Below are 18,083 nucleotides of genomic sequence, written 5' to 3' on the forward strand. Positions count from 1 at the left end.
GTATTATTTCGCTAGTTTATCATAAGCCGTCTGCAAAATTTCCAGGTAACGGTCCAGCTGCAGGTCTTTCAGGCCTTTCACATAAGCATCCCAGTCTTTGTCCAGGTCTTTGTTGCCGGTCACAAACTGCAGTTCATTTTGCTCAATATAATTTTTCAGGTTGGTCTGCAGCATGCTGGCTTCGTCGATTTCGGTTGGATCGATCCAGACGGACCAAATGGGGAAGATTTCTTTAGGCTCATGTCCCTGGTACAGAAGCGTGGCGTTGTACAGTCTGCGCTCATAGCCGTCCGAAGCGTAAATGTCGGTGCCCTGTACCCAGGTATCGCGGTATTCTTTCGGCATGTAGAAATGCCCCATTCCGCTCCATCCCGCATTGTGCGGCTGCTCGCCTTCCTTCGTCGGAATCGTTTTGACCATCGGCTTGACGCCTTCACCCAGCGCTTTGTCTCCCGGCTCCGGATCCGTCCAATCGATGCCTTTCATACCGGTTCCGGCATTGGTCTGCCCTTCGGGCGTGAACATATAATCCACCATTTTGATTAATGCGATCTGCGCTTCTTTGCTTGCTTTATTCGTAATCACGAATTTGGCTCCGGAAGTTACGCCTCCGGCATCATGCGTGGCATACGAAATGCCGTTCGGACCGGTCAGTGGCGGCAGCGCGTTATAATGTGCGGAACGGGTGTTGCCTGGATCGATATTGATAAAGATGGCCGGATGCATGCCTGCTCCCGCACCGAGAATTTCGGCACCGGCATTTTCGCCGACTTTTTTGAAGGCCTCCGCATTTTGCGTAAATGCGCCCGGGTCGATCAGTCCTTCATCATAAAGGGACTTGACGTATTTCAATCCTTCCTTCCACTCCGGCGTAATAGCGGCGGACTGCACCTTTCCGCTGCTCATCGTCAAATAGTTCCGGTCGTCGTCATAAATAAAGCTGTTCATCAGATAAGGAATGATACGGACGCCGAAGTCCTCCGTCGAGCCGCTGAGCGGTACTTCGTCGGCTTTTCCGTTGCCGTTGGGATCCTTTGTTTTGAAAGCCTTCAGAACCTCTCTGAATTCCTCGGTGGTCTTCGGCTCTTGAAGATTGAGCTTTTTCAGCCATTCCGTATTGAGCCACATTTTGTTCGGATAGGAACAGTGGAAGCATTCGGTATAGGCCCCAAGCCCATAAATATTGCCGTCAGGGGCCGTGACAAGAGCTTTCATTTCAGGGCTCTCTTCCATCGCCTTCTTGATGTTGGGCCCGTACTGGTCGATCAGATCGTTCAGAGGAATCAGTACTCCTTGCTGCCCATATTTCAGAACGTCAGCCTGGGAAAATTCGTCGATGTAGGCTGTAAGCAGATAAGCATCAGGGTAATCGCCGCTTGCCAGCGAAATCTGGCGTTTCTCCTTGGCCCCGTCGGAAGGGTTAATCTGCCATTTAAACTGAATGTTGAATTTGTCCTCGACGAATTCGGTAAACTTGTTCGTCGGAATGTCGATTCCCGACTCCTGAACAGCGAACACGCTGACCTGTACAGGCTTCGACGATCCTCCGTCGGCTGCGGTACCGCCTCCCTGTGCGTTGTCCGGGCTATCTGTCTTTTTGCCCGAGCAGCCGCTGATGACGATGAAGGTGGCCATCAGCAGGATAAACATACGTATTAGGCTCTTTTTCAATCGAATCGCTCCCTTTTTAATAGTTCTGCAGCAAGCTTGTAATGCCTTCCGATCATTTAAGATTGCACCACCTCCTTGCTGAAATGGACTTTATATCACGACGGACCGGCCAGCATATTTATCCTTTGACCGACCCGACCAGCATCCCCTGCACGAAATAGCGCTGCACGAACGGGTATATAACCAGCACTGGAAGGGTCGCGACCACGATCAGCGCATATTTCAACAGCTCGGCCAGCTGCTGCTTCTGCACCATCGCCATGGCATCCATCGTTCCTCCCGAGCTGTTGTTTTGGATAATAATGCTCCGTAGGACCAACTGCAGCGGGAACAGGTCTGCGCTTCTTAGATAGATCAATGCATCGAAGTAGGCATTCCACTGCCCGACGGCGTACATCAGCACCAGCACGGCAACGATCGGCTTGGACAGCGGGAGCACGACGCTTCGAATGAACCGGATGTCGCTGCAGCCGTCGATTTCGCTGGCCTCCAGCAGTTCTCCCGGAATCGACGATTGAAAAAAGGAGCGGGCGATAATTACCTGCCATACCCAGATGGCGTTGGGAATCAGCAGCGCCCACCTGGTATCGATCAAGTGCAGGTCTTTAACGACCATATAAGTAGGAATTAGCCCGCCGCTGAAAATCATCGTAAAGGTGATGATCATCATGAATACGTTGCGCCCGAAGAGGGACCTCCGGGACAACGGGTAGGCAATCATGACGGTCAGCGTGACGCTGATCAGAGTGCCTGCCGCGGTATACATAATCGAGTTTAAATAGCCCGTCATAATTTCCTGCCTGCTGAACAGCACACGGAAGCCCTCGAATGAAATATCGACCGGCCACAGCCATACCTTTCCGGAGGTGACCGCCGCCGGACTGCTGATGGAGCTGCTTAAAATATAGACGAGCGGATACAGAACCGCCAGGACGACCAAGATCAAAATGGTGTAGACGATGCCTAAAAACAGGCGGTCGCCCTTCGACTCCTTGATTGCTTTTCCTCCTGCGAGTTGAATGGTCATACCTTTGCTCCTTCCTTACCAAATGCTGTTGTTCGTCAGCCTCTTCGCCAATCCATTCACGGTCAGCAGCAGGATGAGGTTGATGACGGAATTGAACAGGCCGACGGCCGTAGCAAAGCTGTAGTTTGCGTTCAGCAATCCGATCCGGTACACATAGGTTGCGATAATTTCCGAATTTACCTGATTCAGCGGATTTTGCAGAAGATAAACTTTCTCAAATCCGATCGCCATGACGTTGCCGACATTCAAAATTAGAATAATGACGATGGTCGGAACGATGCCCGGCAAATCGACGTGCCAGATTTTCTGGAACCGTGAAGCGCCGTCCACCTTTGCCGCTTCGTACAAGGTCGGGTCGATGCCCGCCAGGGCCGCCAAATAGATGACCGCGCTGTAGCCGGCCGTCTGCCAAATGTCGGACCAGACATAGATGGAGCGGAACATGCCCGGGTCGCCCAGAAAATTCACGGATTCCAGCCCGAAATAATTCAGAACAACGTTGGCGAAGCCCAGCCTTGGGGACAGAAACAGCATGACGATCGACACCATGACCACCGTGGAAATAAAATAAGGGGCAAACGTGACCATCTGCACGAATTTCTTGAATCTATTCCCGCGTAATTCGTTAATCATCAGCGCCAGGATAATCGGAATCGGAAACCCGGCAAGGATCAAATAACCGCTTAGCAACAGCGTGTTTTTGAGCAATGTCCAAAACAGCGGATTTTCGAAGAACAGTTCAAAATGCTTGAAACCTACCCATGGACTGCCCCAGATCCCCTTAATTACGTTATAATCCTTGAATGCAAGGACTGCGTTAAGCATCGGGTAGTATTTGAATATAAGGAAAAATAACAGCGGAGGAATCACGAGCAGATAGAGCTGCCAATGCCTCTTCATGCTTTTACCGGCGATCTGCCAGTAACTGACCTTGCGCGCATTGCTTTCGCGCTTCATCGGAATTGCGGCTTGCTTGTTCAGAATAATAATCCCCCCTATGCCATCAGCGTGGATGCGTAATGAAATGACAGCGTTTTCTTTCTTGCTTGAGCATAGGGGATACCATGGACGTTTGAACAGGTACACTTCCGTCGTTTTGCATCCAATTTCCCCTTTTTTAAGGGTCCATCACTCTAAGCGGTGTACATATTTCCTCCTCGGCTTCCGCGCGCACAAAAGCCGCATCGTCCTCCAACGGATTCTGCGGCTTTCAAGAGTAGGTGCTATTCGTCCAGCGTCTGCCTGTACACGCTCGGCGTCACGCCAATTAATCGCTTGAACGCCCGGCGGAAAGAATGGGAGCTGTTGTACCCCACCCGGGCGGCGATATCGTCGACCGTGTGACTGCTCTCTTTGAGCAATTCAGCAGCTTTCTCCATGCGCACCTTAATCAGATGGTCCGAGTAATTAACCCCGGTCACTTCTTTAAATAACTGAGAAATGTATTTTTCCGGCCGTTCCACATATTCGGCCACCCGGTACAGGGTCAGATCGGGATTGGCGTACATTTCCTCCGTGTACTGGTACATCCGCTGCACCAGTTTGGCATGAGAGTCCTTTTTCTTGTTGGCGATATAACCGCACAATGTGGCGGTAATGCCTTTGATCTCCGCCTGAACGGAATCCAGCGGCTCGGCGGAGCCGATGTCAATGACCCTCCGCTTCACGGCTTCCAGCATGTTCGACTCCTGGAAGACCTTCTGATCGAGCAGCTTGAGAAAGGTTCCTTTGATCTCGCCGACGAGCTGATGCTTCATCTCGACGGACAACTCGCGTCTTGCGATATTTTGCTCGAAAATACCGTCGATGATCTTGCCAGCCTCCTCTTCTTCCCCGGCCCGGATCGTGCTTGCCAAGCGCTGCTCCGCGTCGAGCGGGTAATAATACGTCGTGTTTTCGATGCGCGCTTCATGATTCCACAGCATGCCCTTGGCGTTCACAAACACGGCATACTCCAGCGCCTGCTTGGCCTGCTCGAACGATTGGCTCACATCCATCAGCGTCTCAAAAGCCTCGCCGAAACCAGCCTGGATGGAAACCTTGTATTCCTGGAACACGTGCTGGATCAGTTCTTCCATTAAAGCGGTGATCCGCCCCTCTTCCTCCTGCCCCGGCTCCCGGTCCTCGTTACAGAAAAACAAAACGACAAGCTTATCGGATCCGAGGTCGGTTATCGGCAGCGGACCCGCGATTTCCAGCAGCGCTTGTTTCATGAGGAGGCGAGTGGCGCTCAGCTCGTTCAAAATTTCCACACTGTCCATACCCGAGTATCCGTTAATGCAGAGAATGCCTGCATAACCGATTTCCTTTTCGAGCGGAATGTTGGCCTGTTTGGCAGCCGCCACGATTTCATCGCGCGATTCGAATTCGCCCGCAATGAGGCGCTTAATGAACGCATCGCGGACGAGCGGAAGCTGAAGGGTCAGCTCGCCTTCAAGCTGTTTGTTTGTCTTGATCATATTGGCGATATTGCCGCTAAGAAAATCGTACGCATTCCTTTTCTCCAGCTCGTCCCGGCCGAACTGTTCTTTGATAATGCCGATCATGCTTTGAATCGGAACGCTTTGACGACGCGCCAGCAACAGTCCTACCAGCAGGCCGATCAGCATCGTCCCTCCGGTAAGGATAAAGGTTGCGCGCTTGATCTTGTTGGCGTTCTCCATTAGAGTGGTCCGCGGAATGCCGGCCTGGTACACCCAGCCGTTCTTGTCCGAACGGGTCGTGATGACCAGGTCATCCTTATAAAATTGGCTCGTTTTATTGGCATCAAAAGCCGGGTCATCCTTCAATTTGTCCACATACGACGGAACGTTCCCTTGGAGCGCCAGCGTATTGCCTTTACTGTCATAGATATGTACCCATCCGCCATATCCTTTGGTCAGACCTGAGAGCAGACCGGTAATGGTTTTTTCGTCGATCACGACCACTACGCTGGCCGGCGAGGAATCGTTGAAGCTGTCGAGCGGCAAGGACTGCATAAACGTAATGACGGAAGTATCCATTCCCCTCTCCGTATAGGCGGTCAACGGCTTGATTTCGGAGCGGTGGGTCTTTTGCAGAACCTGCGTCTTCCATTCGTCAAATGACAAATCGTCATAATGAAAATATTCGTAATAATGCTCCGGCCGGAAAGTGGAGCCTGAAGTCAGGATCAAATCGTAATTGGCCAAATAAATATAATAGTTTTGAAGAAAATCGTTGGTTTGCCCAAAGGTCAGCACGTTCCGCATCGCCTTCCACAATCCGTACACATCCTGCACTTGATGGCGGTCGTTCATCAGCATATTCATTTCCTGGTTGATGGCGATTTGCCGGGTCATGCCTTCCACCTCCGCCATCCGGTGCTCCAGCAGCTCCTGGCTCTTTTCCAGCTGAATCAAGCTGTTGTCGATCGAGATGGACTGTGTAACGGATATCGAGGTGAGGTAAGAAATGTAACCTCCCACACAGGGGATCAGAAGAATGACGATATAAGAAATCAAAACATTTCGAAAAACGCTGGAACGTTTCAGCATGATGTCCCCCCTTGGTTTGATAGCGCTATCATTTTGTGGGTTGAATGATGTATTGTCAGCTCATGCAGCGTACATTCCATAATAAAGCCTTGATCGCAAATTTGTATAGGTACACTCCAGCCAAAAGGTACATTTTCCCCTATAACGCGGTTAGAATGCAGGATCACCGGGACTGGACAGGCCGCAACGCATGATCCGTTGATATAGAAAAGACAACCGCAGCCCTCCGGCTGCAGTTGCCCTTATACCTAAAGTTCCACCGAAGCTATAGCCCGGCTCAGCTTGTTCGTCCGGCAGCCGTACTCGCGGCGAGCGCTTCATCCAGCGTATGCACCGCGCCGGCGGTCAGATTCAGTGTTACGCTCCGATCCCCGCAGTACACCTGAACGGTTCCGCACGACAATGCCTGAATACGGGCCTTGATAAGCTTGCCGTGCTTCCACGTCAAATCCACTTCCATGTTTCCTTTGGCCCGGAGCCCCCGAACTTCCCCGTCCGGCCAGCTGTCCGGCAGCGCCGGCAGCAGATGGATTTCCCCCGCATGGCTCTGCAGCAGCATCTCCGCGATCGCGGCCGTCCCGCCGAAATTGCCGTCGATCACAAAGATGTTCGTCTCCGCCCCGGCGATCCCCGACTTGGAATAGGTCAGCATATTATCCAGGCACAGCTCGCCGATCAAATGGGCGATATGATGCTCGGCCCGGCTGCCGTCGTGCAGTCTGGCGAAAAACAGGCCGAATAAGGCGGCGGTGAATTCCACGTCCTCAAGGTCGATCCGCTCCATGCGGTTGTGCAGCGTTACCCGCGACGCCTCTGCCAGTTCCGGCGTATGATGCGGCGTGATCTGGCTGCCGGGATACAAGGCAAACAGATGCGCCAGATGCCGGTGCTCCGGCTGGGCTTCGCCGTAATCCTCAAGCCATTCCTGCAGCTGGCCGCGCCGGCCGACCTGCAAAGGAGGCAGCAGTGAGATGGCGTCCTCCCACTTCCGCTGCAGCTCGGGATCCACGTCCAGTTTTCGGGCTGCATTCAGGCAGAAGTTAAAGAGATCCCGAACCAATACCTGGTCCATCGTCGGCCCCATCGAAAGCTGCTGCGACCCTTCTTCCGGGGAGCCGGGATAGAAGCTGTTCTCCGGCGAGTTGGAGGGCCCGGTCACCAGCCATCCGAATTCCGGATGCACGGTCATGTAGTCCAGGAAAAAGGCTGCGGCTTCTTTCAGCACAGGATACGCCTCTTCAGCAAGGAAAACATCGTCGAGGCCGTATTCGTAATGCTTCATCAAATGGGTGGCGATCCAGAGGCCGCCCGTTACGTTCAGCCCCCACGACGTTTCCCATCCCGGGGAGCAGAAGCCCCAAGCATTCGAGAACACGTGGGCCACCCAACCTTCTGCGCCGTAATACTGCCGTGCGGCTGACCGGCCGGCCTGGGCCAGCTCCCGGACGTAGCGCATCAACGGCTCGTGGGAATCGCCCAGATTGGCAATTTCCGCCGGAAAATAGTTCATCTGCGTATTAATGTCAAGATGATAGTCGCAGCTCCAGCCCATGCGGCACGCTTCCCCGTCATTCCAGATGCCCTGCAGATGCAGCGGCAGCGGCGAGTCTTGGCGCGATCCGGCAATCATCAGATAGCGGCCGTACTGGAAGAAGAGCGCGAACAGCGCCGGATCATCCGTCTGGCCCGCCCGGAAACGGCGCATCCGCTCATCGGTCGGCAGGCCGGCTGCCACGGACGTGCCGAGATCCAGCTGCACCCGCTCCAACAGCGGCCGGTAATCGGCGGCATGGTCCGCCTTGAGCCGGTCATAGCCTTTGCCCAGCGCCTGTTCCAGCTGGCGGAAGCCCGCTTCCTTCCATGCATCGTCCTGCTGGCGGTAATCCGTGTGCACGGTGGTGTAGACCCATACCTCTTCCGCCCGCTCCACCCGGATCGTTCCGGACGAAGCCAGCACGCTTCCTCCCCGGGCCTGAACGCGCACGAGTCCGCTGCTGGACACCCCACAGGTCCCGTCGCTGTGCACGGTTTCCACCGCTTTACCGGTGAAGGCCAGCATGTCCGGCTCCCGGGCTTCGCTGCGGAATTCTTCTGTCCGCCCCTCCAGCCGGAGTGTGAACGTGAGCCCTTCCGGGTCCTCGCTCCACAGCCGGGACGCCATCAGATCGTCCGCATGGGAAATGAACATCTCCCGCTCAAACCGGTATCCGTTCATGCTGCCGGCGGAACGCGCCTCGGCCTGCAGCAAATCCAGCTCCCGGCGAATTTCCGTTTTCCCTTCCGAGGCAGCCGGAGGCCATTCCAGGATGATGTCGCACAGGCTCAAATTCGTGCCGAAGTTGCGCTTTGGCGGCTGCAGTTGCTCCTTCGCCAGCTTGTCGCCGCCGGCGTAATCGCCTGCAAAAAAGCGTTCGCGCATCCGCTTCAGGTCCTCTTTCGTATTGGAGCGGCCGTGGCAAGGCTCCGCTTGTCCCGACCAATACGTCACTTCGGTCAGGCTCCAAATTTCCTTATGCGGAGCCGATATCATCATGCCGCCCATTCTTCCGTTTCCGAGCGGCAGTCCCTGTGCCCAGCCCGCTGCGGGCCCCGCATACCAAAGCTTCAAGTCATTCATCCGATATCCTCCATTCCCCCAGCCGATCCGGCTTCTTGAACTTGGCGCTGCGCAGCCGCCGGTTCAGAGGCCTGGCAAGATGGCCAGAACGGGTCTCCACTACAATTTATTTGCGGATTCATCCGCCATTTTATTATTTTCTTGTTCCGGTACCTTCGAAATTATCGTATCATTTCTATGAGTCATCCGTCTTTGCTAACGCATCCATTGATTTGTCAATTTATCCGCCAATCTCATTTGAGCCATCCTTACCCTATGACACAAAGGAGCGAATCGTATGAACAAAGCATTATCCGAGATCACTCCATTCGTAGGCGACTCCATGAGTTATCTGTACGACGGCAGCAGCAACGAGCATCTGCGCGCAGGCAGCGTGTACGCCCTTCACTTGTTTAATGAAGGCCCCGGGGAAATGGAGGTCGACGGGATCAAATATCCAATTGAGCGGGGGACGCTCATTTTTTTGCGTCCGGGCCAGCCGCATGCTTTTCACATTCGCCCGTCCCATCCGCTGCCTTCGTATAATCTGTATTTCGATTTATGGGATGACGCCGATCCGCTCTCTCCAAGCCGGTCATTCATCCATGCGCCCGACCCGTTCGTCTTTGACCGATTGTCTGCAGAGCAGCCCTGCGATGAATTGGATCGGCTTCCAAGCGTCTTCTCGCTGCGCGCGCATCCCCATTTGTATGATGGATTCGCGATGATCGCCCGGGCGTACAGCGAATCCAAGTTTTACCGCAGCGAAACGGTGAACAGTTTTCTGTACGGCTGGATGCTGTCCTGGCACAACGCCGTGAACGTGCAGCATCCGAGCGATTACCGCATCGTCCGCCTGCTGGAGTATTTGAACAGCCGTCCCGAGCATGGACAGTCGGTTGAAGCCTGGTCCCGGTTCTGCGGCCTGAAACGCACCTATTTCCACGAGCTGTTCCTGCGCGAGACAGGGATGACCCCGAAGGCCTACCATCATCAGCTTGTGATGAAGCGGGCGGCCCATATGATCGTCGAAACCGACCTGAGCGTTACGGCGATTGCGGAAAAGCTGGGATATCCCTCCATCCATCCGTTTACCCGGCATTTCAGCAGTTTTTACGGTACAACCCCCAGCCAATACCGGCTGAATCCGCGGCACCGGATATGAGTCCGGGGAAGGAATAAAAAATCGCGCATCCGCTTGTCAGCCGGAATACGCGATTGGGTTGGTCATGCTTGCTCTGATAGATGCTGCTTAGAAATTAAAATGATCAGGGTCGCCGCCGGTCCGTTGGTTCCGGTTCAGCCCGTCGATCTGCTGCATTTCGTCCGCCGTCAATTCGAAGTCAAACACGTCGGCATTTTCGATGATCCGGTGTTCCTTGACCGATTTCGGAATCGTCACGATCTCGTGCTGAAGATCCCAGCGGATGATGACCTGCGCGGTGGATTTGCCGTATTTGGCGCCGATGCCTGCGAGCACTTCATTGTCCAGCAGCTGGCCAGCAGCCAGCGGCGACCAGGCTTCAATCTGGATGCCCTGCGATTTGCAGTAGCTGCGCAGTTCCGTTTGGGAGAGCAGCGGATGCAGCTCCACCTGATTGACAGCCGGCTTTACCTCGGCATCCTGCATCAGATCCTCCAAATGGTGGACGTGGAAGTTGGATACGCCGATCGTACGGACTCTGCCGTCCTTCTGCAGCTTTTCCAGCGCACGCCATGTATCCTTGTACTTGCCTTTGACCGGCCAGTGAATCAGGTACAGATCCACATAGTCCAAGCCGAGCTTGCTTATGCTTTGATCAAACGCCTTCAGGGTAGAGTCATAGCCTTGATCCGAATTCCAAACTTTGGTGGTAATGAACAGCTCCTCACGCGGAACGCCGGATTCCCGGACAGCCTTGCCGACACCTTCTTCGTTACCGTACAGCGCAGCCGTGTCGATACTGCGGTAGCCGTGCGCAATAGCCGCTTTCACCGCGTTAATGACCTCATCGCCTTCCTGTGCCTTGTAGACGCCCAGCCCGAGCCATGGCATGGCATACCCGCTGGACAAGGTTGTGGTGGACTGCAGATTGTTCATGAGTAAGACGCCTCCTTCGAATCAGGTAAAAGTCGTGGATGACTGAGAACCACCCATCCTGTCCCAAGATAAACCAGCCTTTGGGTAAAGTCAAATTCAAGGACTAATTTTGTACAGCTTGGATTCGGCACCTTTCAGCGTAACGTCCAGCGCTTCACCTGCCGTTGTCTTTTCCCCGGTCCACAAGTCGGTCACTTGAACGGATACTCCCTCATGGACAGGAATGCCGGCACGCTTCAGATCGATCAGACGCTGCTCCGGATTTTGCGTGTAATTGAACACGGCCAAGTAATACGTGGCCTGATCTTCAAGCACAAACAGATCCGCCGCTTTCGTTCCGGTATTTCCTTCGACCGGCTTAAAGGCTTTGCCCTTCACCGCCAGCGCGTTCACTTCCGGATTGGTGAGCAGGCTCTCCATGTACTGGCGCGCCGTCGGGTCGTTCACATCGTCGGAGTTCAGGAAGACCGTGCCCGAAATGGCCGCCGCATTGACACGGGTCTGCGCTCCTTCATACGAGCCGCCCTTCACCAGCGCCATATAATCCGGATCGGTGTAACGATAGATCGTTCCGTTTTGCCACCAGCCGTAAGTCAAGTTGTTCAGCTGGTATTCCGTGCTGCCCAGGCTGCCGTCCACGTCGCAGGAAATGCGGCGGCTGTGCGCATATTGGCTCGGGAACAGCGGAGCGATCGATTCGCTGATGAACATCGTGCCGCCGATGGCCTGATCCAGGTAAGCCATTCCCTGATTGTACGCCTGAATGCCGGTCTGCACTTTCGGATCGTAATGCCGGCCTTCCAGGGAGCCGTGGGACAGGAAGTCCACCTTGATATATTCAAACCCTTCCTTTTTGAAACGGTTCATATAGTAGTCGATCCGGGCTTTCACCGCCGGATGGGTCGGGTCGACGGCATATGCGCCGTCCAGCTTCGGCAGAATGTTGCCGGATGCATCTCTCAGCACGATATCCCCATACTTGTACTTGCCGTCCGTCCCTTCGACCACCTGCTCCAAGTTGTCCCCCCAATAAACAAACGGGGAGTAGTAGATGCCCGCCTTCTGGCCGTTGCCGTGAATCAGCTTCACGAGATCGGTCAGCTGCTGGTCGGTCATGTTGTCCCAATACGAATCGAGGTTAATGTACACGTTCCCGTTGTTCTCGAAAGAGTTGTTCTGCAAATGCTCCTTCACATAGTTGGAGACGGCTGCCGCGTTGTCATAGCTGAGATGATCGGCATAAGCGCCCCAGCTGTTCCAGCCGACAGGTACGCCTTCTGGGATGCTGTCGCCAAAAGCAAGCGGCGGCGCAATCGCGGCATTCACCTGGCCGTAGCCCTCCATCCCTTTGCGGTAGTCGTCGTACAAACCGATGAACACCTTCGGCGAGGTCACGCTCTTTCCGGACACGCTTCCGTGCGGCAGGCTGTCATGCGTGGAAGCCTGGGAAGTAAAGCCCCCGTACACGCGCAGCTCGTTCAGCTTATTGTCGGTGCCGCTCCAGTGAATTCCCGTTTTCCAAGTGTCATGCGTAACGGAACCGACCACCAGACCTTTTCGGCTTGTATTGTCATAAATGGCTGTTAGTTCGGAACTGACATAGTTGTCCGTATTTAAGCGAGTATTGATACTTTTCGCCTGATACCGGGACCAGCTGTCGTTATCAAAAGGCGTCACGAGCACCCGGTTGTCACCGTAGCTGCCGATATCAATGCCGCCCCGGGCCTCCACTGCCAGCGGCGCAATTTGGTTGGTCGTCAGCCCGGCGGCTTGGGAAGCCGTCACTTCCGTCAATACGTAGGGTCCGTTGTTATAAATGTAAAAGACCTGGCTCAGATCCGGCAGTCCTTCTTGCTCGCTGCGGACCGTTACCTTGATGCCTTCGCCCGTGCCGTCACGGAATGGGGTCACACCATCCTTGGCCTTAAACGTATGCTTGGCGTAATCCTTGCTCGCCACCGTCTTGTCCAGCTGGATTTCGCTATAGGCACCCTTGATCACCGGCTTCTGATTCCAGTTGTACTGGGACAGGCCGGTCGAGGTATTATACAGCAGCTCGTACGACGGATTGGCCACACTGAACCCACGCTGGTACTCGGTCAGCGTAATGGAGCCGTACTTCGTGACATGGAGCTGCTTGCCCAGTTCGCCAATGCTGCCGTCATGGTCCGGCACGCCGTCACCCTCCGATGCCAGACGCAGCTCAATCAGGTCGATATCCGGCGAGTATCCGCCGCCGTCATCGAAGAGGATCGTATTGCTGCCCTGCTGCAAGTCGATCTGGATATTGTAGGTGCCGACCGTATTCCAGTCCGCCGTTTTGGGAAAGTTGAAATTCTCCCCTTCCGCCCCGTTGACCGAAATGACGGCGGCGCGGGGGTCGCCGGAAATGTAGTGCACCGTCATCGTATAGACACCGGCCTGATCCGCAGTGACGCCGTTAAACTGCAGGGTAGAGCCGCCATACAAGTTGCCCGCTTTTTTACCGCCCGAGCAGGTCCCGCAGTCCGCGGGACCCGCATTGCCCGTAAACGTGTTAGCGCCAGCTTCCGCCTCGTACGAAACGGCTGCTGCATCGGCTCCCGTTCCCGCAGCCGTCTCAGAAGATGCGGCCCAGGAAGCCCCGGGCCAGGACAGGGCCAGCAGCCCAGCCCATACCATCAGCAATATTTTCGGGATAAACCGCATTCGTGTACTCATCGGCAATCCTCAATCCTCCTTGAAATCTGAATTATTGTTGGACGCATAACTTCAAAATGGTGGACTCCGCCGGTTCAAGGCTTAAGCGGACTTCCCCGCTGGCCTCGCTCTCGGTCCCTTCCCACAGGTCGGTTACGCGGTAGACCGCGAGCGGATCAAGTCCTATGCGGGCCAGAGGCACCGCCTTGTTCGCCGCCTGTTTTCCGTCGAAATTGAACACCGCCAGATAGACTGTCCCCTCCTCGCCCGGATCGGCCAGCATAAAGGCGTCCGCCGCACGGCCGCCCAGGGCGCTTTCCACCGGAACGAATGTTGTGCCTTTCCGCACAAGCTCCATGATGCTGCCGTTCCGCAGCCAAGCCTTGGCTCGGGAAGCCGCTTCTTCCTGCCTGAAATCGTCCCCAAGCAGCAGCACCGTCCCCGCGATCACGGATGCCGTCAATCGGCTCCGCCCCTCGTTCCGGGTGGTGGCCTCCTGGTTAAAGCTCTTGAACAGCACCGAGTGATCGGGGTCGTTGAACCGGTACAGCGTATCGTTCATCCACCAGCCGTAGGTCAGCGAATTTAGCAAATATTCCGTATCCCCGATCATGCCGAACACGTCGCAGGAAATTCTCCGGCTATGCGCAAAGGCGTATGGGAACAGCGGCGCGATCGACAGATTGATAAATATCGGCCTTCCGGCAGCTTCGGGAGACAGCTTCTTGGCCAGATAAGACAGCCCATAATGATAGGCAGCAATGCCGGTGGTGATTTCAGGGCGGTAATGCTGTCCCTCCAGCGCACCGTGCGCCATAAAATCGAGCTTGATGTACTCGAAGCCCTCCCGGATGATTTTGTCCGTAAACCAATCGATGCGCTTCAGCGCCCCCGGATGGGTCGGATCGATCGCCAGGCCGCCGGCGATGTCCGGCAGGATTTCGCCCTCAGCGTCCCGCAGCAAAATGTCGCTGTACGTGAACTCGCCATCCGTTCCTTCCACGGGCTTACCGAATTGGGCCGGGCTGCCCCAGAAGGCAAACGGCGTCCAGTACGTCCCCGGCTTGTGGCCGTTTTGCCGCACCCGGTTCAGCGCATCCTCCATCTCTTCATCCGTCAGACGGTCCCAGAAGGCGTCGAAATTAATGTACAGCGTGTCGTTGTTATGAAAACCGTCCGCCTGAACTTCGCGCTTCAGAAAATCGCTCGTCGATGTGTACAGGTCATAATCCAGCGTGCTCATCGCGGCAGACCAGCTGTTCCAGCCCACGGGAACCCCGCCTTCCCACGGGAGCGCCGGCGACAGGGCCCCATTAGCCCGCCCGTAAGCCTCAAGACCGCGGCGGTAATCGTCGTATCCGCCGACGAACACAGTCGGCGACGCCACGCGCGTCCCATGGACGTAGCCGTGCGGCTGAAAATCCCGGGTCATTTCCCCTGCCGCACCGGCGTATAGCTCCAGCTCGTCCAGCGTTCCCGGCTGTTCGCCCTGGATTTTGATGCCGGTTTTCCATACGTCATGACTCAGGGAACCGGCAATGATCCCCTGCCGGCTGTGCGGCCGGAACAGTGCCGTGACCTCGTAGCTTTCGGTGCGCAGCGGCGCCGTCTGTGTCTCATAGCGCACCCACTTATCGTTGTCGTAGGGAACGCGGAGCACCGTAAGCTCGTCATCCTTATCCACGGCTTGCCCGAAGGACAGCTGTCCGGACCGCAGCACCGTCATCCGGTTCAGCCGGATGCGCGTCTTATGGACGGCCGTCAGTTGCGTCAGGTAGAACGGCGCCCCCTCGTAGATCCAAAAATGCTGCTCCAGTGTCGGGAGCATGTCGGATTCATGCACCAGCGTCAAATGCAGGCCGGTCCCCAAGGCATCCTCGACGTTTTCCGGTTCCCCATTCATGCTGTGGCGGTCGTAGCTTCCCGTATGGTATTCGCGCCCGTTCCACCGGATCGCGCTGTGGATTTCTTTCCAGTCCCACAGCGTGCCGCCGGCAGCGTTGTAATGGCCTTGTTCCAGGTCGATCTCCAGCGTCACCCAATCCGTAGATACGCGAAGCTTAGAGCCGGTTTGCCGGACCTGAACCGCGTCCGTTTGGCTGTTCGTGATCATTCGCCTGATTTTCCTCCTGTCTCTGCAAGTCTTTGGCTGCGCCGGGCGAAAGTCAGGAATGCTTGGCATCCGCTTCCGCCCCAGCCGTATGACTTCATTATAGAAAGCGCTTTATCGGCTTTCTATAGAGCGATCTACCGATTGATAACGGGAATTAACGCTTCTGGATGATGGGCGGGCTGTTAAAATGCGGCATGGGGATGGCGAGGGATGAGCGTTTGTGGATCGGGCATGCGTGCCTGAGTGCGGGGTGGACTTCGGTGCTCAATGGACGTCGGCACTTCGATGGGCGTTGCCACTTCGATGGGCGCTTGTGCTTCGATGGATGCTGGTGCTTCGATGGGCGCTGGTGCTTCGATGGGCGCTGGCGCTTCGATGGGCGCTGGCGCTTCGATGGACGCTGGTGCTTCGATGGACGTTTGCGCTTCGATGGGCGCTCCGTGTACGAAACTTTCCTACGATCGCTGTTGCCCCCGAATTTTTGCGGAATCTATAGAAGGATAAAATTCGGGGACTGCTTATGCTTTCGTAGTGAGCTTTCCTGCGGAAAGCTTTCAGGCGACCGCTCCGCTTCTCCGGAATGGTTTCGTCCTCTCCGCTGCGTTGTGCTGGGAGGGCATACGTGCGGGGCAACTTAAATCAAGGGTGGAAACTCCCGATTCTCAAATCACAAACACCAACAGACATGGGCAGCCATTAGCCATGCCCCAAATTAGTGCATCGACAATTCTCGTAACCTCGACTACCATGATTCATCTATTAACAAACAAAAAAAGCAGACGCATCTGTCTGCTTTTCCAACTTCCTATTCACCTCTTCCCCAGCTACTTTGGTCTCATCATCTCTCACCAATTTTTCATGCCGAAGAGCATCCTCAGTCACTCAGGCATCCAGGCCTACACAAGTTTAATATGCCCCGCCTTCGTCGTCAGAACCAACTTCTCCTCAGGATCATTTTCCGTCCCTACACATCCACCGGCTCAAGCTGCAGGCTCCATACAACCACGCGCCGCATCAGCCGGATAAATCCTTCGTTCAGCAATCCCTCGGCCAGATGCGCCGGTGTCACGCAGGCCACCCGCCCCTCGCCGTAGGGATGCAGCCAACCGGCAATGGCCTCACCGTCCCGCGAAGATGAGCGTAAGAACACCTCGGTCTCCTGCTCGGAGCAGGCGACAAAATAGTGTTCATCCTTGAATCGAAAGGTACCTTCCAGCTCACCCAGGACTGTTCCGCCGGCCAGTATATAAGTTACGTCACTGTGCTCCTTCGGATGGGATAGAAAATACCCCCGCAGCATCTTCACATACGCGCCGTCCTCGGGATAAGACGCCAGCCCGGAATGCCATGCCAGCCAGGCACCCCCGCCGCTCACGTAAGTTTCGAACTGCCGGCCGATGTCTTCGGTCATCCAAGATGCCTCGGGGTCGCTTTGCGGCTCAAGGCGGTTCTCGGCGAATAAAATAACGAGGTCCGGCTTCTGCCCGAGCTGCCCGGCGGCGAGATCGGAAACTTCCTTATACAGCAGTTCAGTTTGTCCATTCGCCAGGAAGGGCTCCAAGACTTGTTCAATAGACTTTCTTGCCGGCTCGGCTTCATGATAAAAATCGCCGACGACCGCCCAAATCGTTCTCATGAGTCATCCTCCTTATTGATCGATTGCTATGCAGAGGCACGGAGAATTCGCAATCGTTAAAAGGGCATTGCTTCCCCTCGGTGGTTCACCATCCAGGCATCCGGATCGGGGACGACGGTTCGTTCCGCGATGCGCAGCAGGCCCTGCGCGGTATCCGCCGGGTCGCCCGGCGCTTGGTCGCCGCCCATCGGGGTCCGGATCCATCCGGGATGCACGGCATAAACCGCAAAATTCTGAGGGGTCAGCTCCTTGCGGAGCTGGGCGGTAAAGTAGTTCAGTCCGCTTTTGGATATCGCGTAAGGATAATCCCCGCCGTAAGCCCCGGTAAAGCATCCGGCCTCCGAGCTGACGTTGATGATGCACGGTTTGGCGCTCCTGCGCAGCAGCGGTAGAAAATGTTTCACGACCTTCATCGGTCCGTATAAGTTCGCCAGCATGGACTTTTCCATATCGGCAAAATCCAGCTCCTCCAGTTTATGCTCGCGGCCGATCAGCACGCCTGCGTTGTTAATCAATGCATCGAGCACATCCGTTTGCTTCAGAACGGCCGACATGGCGTTCTTCACGCTCTCTTCGTCAGTGACATCCATTGCGACCAGCTGGAGCCGGTCCGGATGGGCTGCACGCAGGGCACGAAGCGGCTCGGTATGCCGCTCCATATCCCGCACGCCTGCAAACACGTTATGCCCTAGTGCAAGCGCAGCTTTGACTGTCTCAAAGCCAAGCCCCCGGGCCGATCCCGTGATCAACATATTCATAGCTTCAG

At 55.4% G+C, this 18,083-nt stretch carries 12 protein-coding genes; 2 read left to right on the top strand and 10 right to left on the bottom strand.

The features are described 5' to 3' along the window. Positions 1-3: 3 nt before the first annotated feature. The 5 genes from FHS19_RS28220 to FHS19_RS28240 all read right to left on the bottom strand — a co-directional run bounded on the left by FHS19_RS28220 (position 4) and on the right by FHS19_RS28240 (position 8,830). Positions 4-1,671: an extracellular solute-binding protein gene (locus FHS19_RS28220; protein WP_246426875.1), complete on the bottom strand. Its 1,668-nt coding sequence runs from the start codon at positions 1,669-1,671 to the stop codon at positions 4-6. A gap of 118 nt (positions 1,672-1,789) precedes the next feature. Further along, on the bottom strand, positions 1,790-2,698 hold the full coding sequence (locus FHS19_RS28225; RefSeq protein ID WP_183585438.1) for a carbohydrate ABC transporter permease: 909 nt from the start codon (positions 2,696-2,698) through the stop codon (positions 1,790-1,792). A gap of 15 nt (positions 2,699-2,713) precedes the next feature. Beyond that, entirely contained in the window at positions 2,714-3,655 is a 942-nt protein-coding gene (locus tag FHS19_RS28230; protein ID WP_246426876.1) for an ABC transporter permease, read from the bottom strand. A 266-nt stretch (positions 3,656-3,921) separates the two neighbouring features. After that, the gene (locus tag FHS19_RS28235; RefSeq protein WP_183585440.1) at positions 3,922-6,213 is read right to left on the bottom strand and encodes a helix-turn-helix domain-containing protein; all 2,292 of its coding nucleotides are present in this window, start codon (positions 6,211-6,213) and stop codon (positions 3,922-3,924) included. A gap of 277 nt (positions 6,214-6,490) precedes the next feature. Further along, positions 6,491-8,830 carry a glycoside hydrolase family 95 protein gene (locus FHS19_RS28240; protein WP_183585442.1) on the bottom strand — a complete coding sequence of 780 codons (2,340 nt, stop codon included), beginning with the start codon at positions 8,828-8,830 and terminating at the stop codon, positions 6,491-6,493. Positions 8,831-9,107: 277 nt separating this feature from the next. Here FHS19_RS28240 and FHS19_RS28245 point away from each other — a divergent pair, with 277 nt between their 5' ends. Next, the gene (locus FHS19_RS28245; RefSeq protein ID WP_183585444.1) at positions 9,108-9,974 is read left to right on the top strand and encodes an AraC family transcriptional regulator; all 867 of its coding nucleotides are present in this window, start codon (positions 9,108-9,110) and stop codon (positions 9,972-9,974) included. An 87-nt stretch (positions 9,975-10,061) separates the two neighbouring features. Here the strand turns inward: FHS19_RS28245 and FHS19_RS28250 are convergent, their stop codons facing one another. From FHS19_RS28250 to FHS19_RS28260, 3 genes are all read right to left on the bottom strand, one after another. Continuing rightward, positions 10,062-10,889 (bottom strand): aldo/keto reductase, encoded by an 828-nt coding sequence (locus tag FHS19_RS28250; RefSeq protein ID WP_183585445.1) that lies wholly within the window; start codon positions 10,887-10,889, stop codon positions 10,062-10,064. 96 nt (positions 10,890-10,985) lie between these two features. Next, positions 10,986-13,589 carry a carbohydrate-binding protein gene (locus tag FHS19_RS28255; RefSeq protein ID WP_183585447.1) on the bottom strand — a complete coding sequence of 868 codons (2,604 nt, stop codon included), beginning with the start codon at positions 13,587-13,589 and terminating at the stop codon, positions 10,986-10,988. Positions 13,590-13,620: 31 nt separating this feature from the next. Next, a complete protein-coding gene (locus tag FHS19_RS28260; protein WP_183585449.1) occupies positions 13,621-15,681 on the bottom strand; it encodes an alpha-galactosidase in 2,061 nt (686 codons plus the stop codon). Between the two features lie 220 nt (positions 15,682-15,901). Here FHS19_RS28260 and FHS19_RS28265 point away from each other — a divergent pair, with 220 nt between their 5' ends. Continuing rightward, a complete protein-coding gene (locus FHS19_RS28265) occupies positions 15,902-16,177 on the top strand; it encodes a hypothetical protein (protein WP_183585451.1) in 276 nt (91 codons plus the stop codon). Positions 16,178-16,645: 468 nt separating this feature from the next. Here FHS19_RS28265 and FHS19_RS28270 read toward each other — a convergent pair whose 3' ends face one another. Together FHS19_RS28270 and FHS19_RS28275 are read right to left on the bottom strand one after the other, a co-directional pair. Further along, positions 16,646-17,317, bottom strand: coding sequence for a ThuA domain-containing protein (locus tag FHS19_RS28270; protein WP_183585453.1), 672 nt, complete (start codon positions 17,315-17,317; stop codon positions 16,646-16,648). A gap of 56 nt (positions 17,318-17,373) precedes the next feature. Next, entirely contained in the window at positions 17,374-18,075 is a 702-nt protein-coding gene (locus tag FHS19_RS28275; protein ID WP_183585455.1) for an SDR family oxidoreductase, read from the bottom strand. Positions 18,076-18,083: the final 8 nt, after the last annotated feature.

This window comes from Paenibacillus rhizosphaerae (assembly GCF_014192015.1).
Lineage (GTDB): Bacteria > Bacillota > Bacilli > Paenibacillales > Paenibacillaceae > Paenibacillus_AQ > Paenibacillus_AQ rhizosphaerae.

What these genes read in the sequence shown, in the direction of transcription:
- FHS19_RS28240 (WP_183585442.1), bottom strand. Translation starts at nt 8,830, where the DNA reads ATGAATGACTTGAAGCTTTGGTATGCGGGGCCCGCAGCGGGCTGGGCA.
- FHS19_RS28270 (WP_183585453.1), bottom strand. Translation starts at nt 17,317, where the DNA reads ATGAGAACGATTTGGGCGGTCGTCGGCGATTTTTATCATGAAGCCGAG.
- FHS19_RS28245 (WP_183585444.1), top strand. Translation starts at nt 9,108, where the DNA reads ATGAACAAAGCATTATCCGAGATCACTCCATTCGTAGGCGACTCCATG.
- FHS19_RS28255 (WP_183585447.1), bottom strand. Translation starts at nt 13,589, where the DNA reads ATGAGTACACGAATGCGGTTTATCCCGAAAATATTGCTGATGGTATGG.
- FHS19_RS28250 (WP_183585445.1), bottom strand. Translation starts at nt 10,889, where the DNA reads ATGAACAATCTGCAGTCCACCACAACCTTGTCCAGCGGGTATGCCATG.
- FHS19_RS28260 (WP_183585449.1), bottom strand. Translation starts at nt 15,681, where the DNA reads ATGATCACGAACAGCCAAACGGACGCGGTTCAGGTCCGGCAAACCGGC.
- FHS19_RS28225 (WP_183585438.1), bottom strand. Translation starts at nt 2,698, where the DNA reads ATGACCATTCAACTCGCAGGAGGAAAAGCAATCAAGGAGTCGAAGGGC.
- FHS19_RS28235 (WP_183585440.1), bottom strand. Translation starts at nt 6,213, where the DNA reads ATGCTGAAACGTTCCAGCGTTTTTCGAAATGTTTTGATTTCTTATATC.
- FHS19_RS28275 (WP_183585455.1), bottom strand. Translation starts at nt 18,075, where the DNA reads ATGAATATGTTGATCACGGGATCGGCCCGGGGGCTTGGCTTTGAGACA.
- FHS19_RS28230 (WP_246426876.1), bottom strand. Translation starts at nt 3,655, where the DNA reads ATGAAGCGCGAAAGCAATGCGCGCAAGGTCAGTTACTGGCAGATCGCC.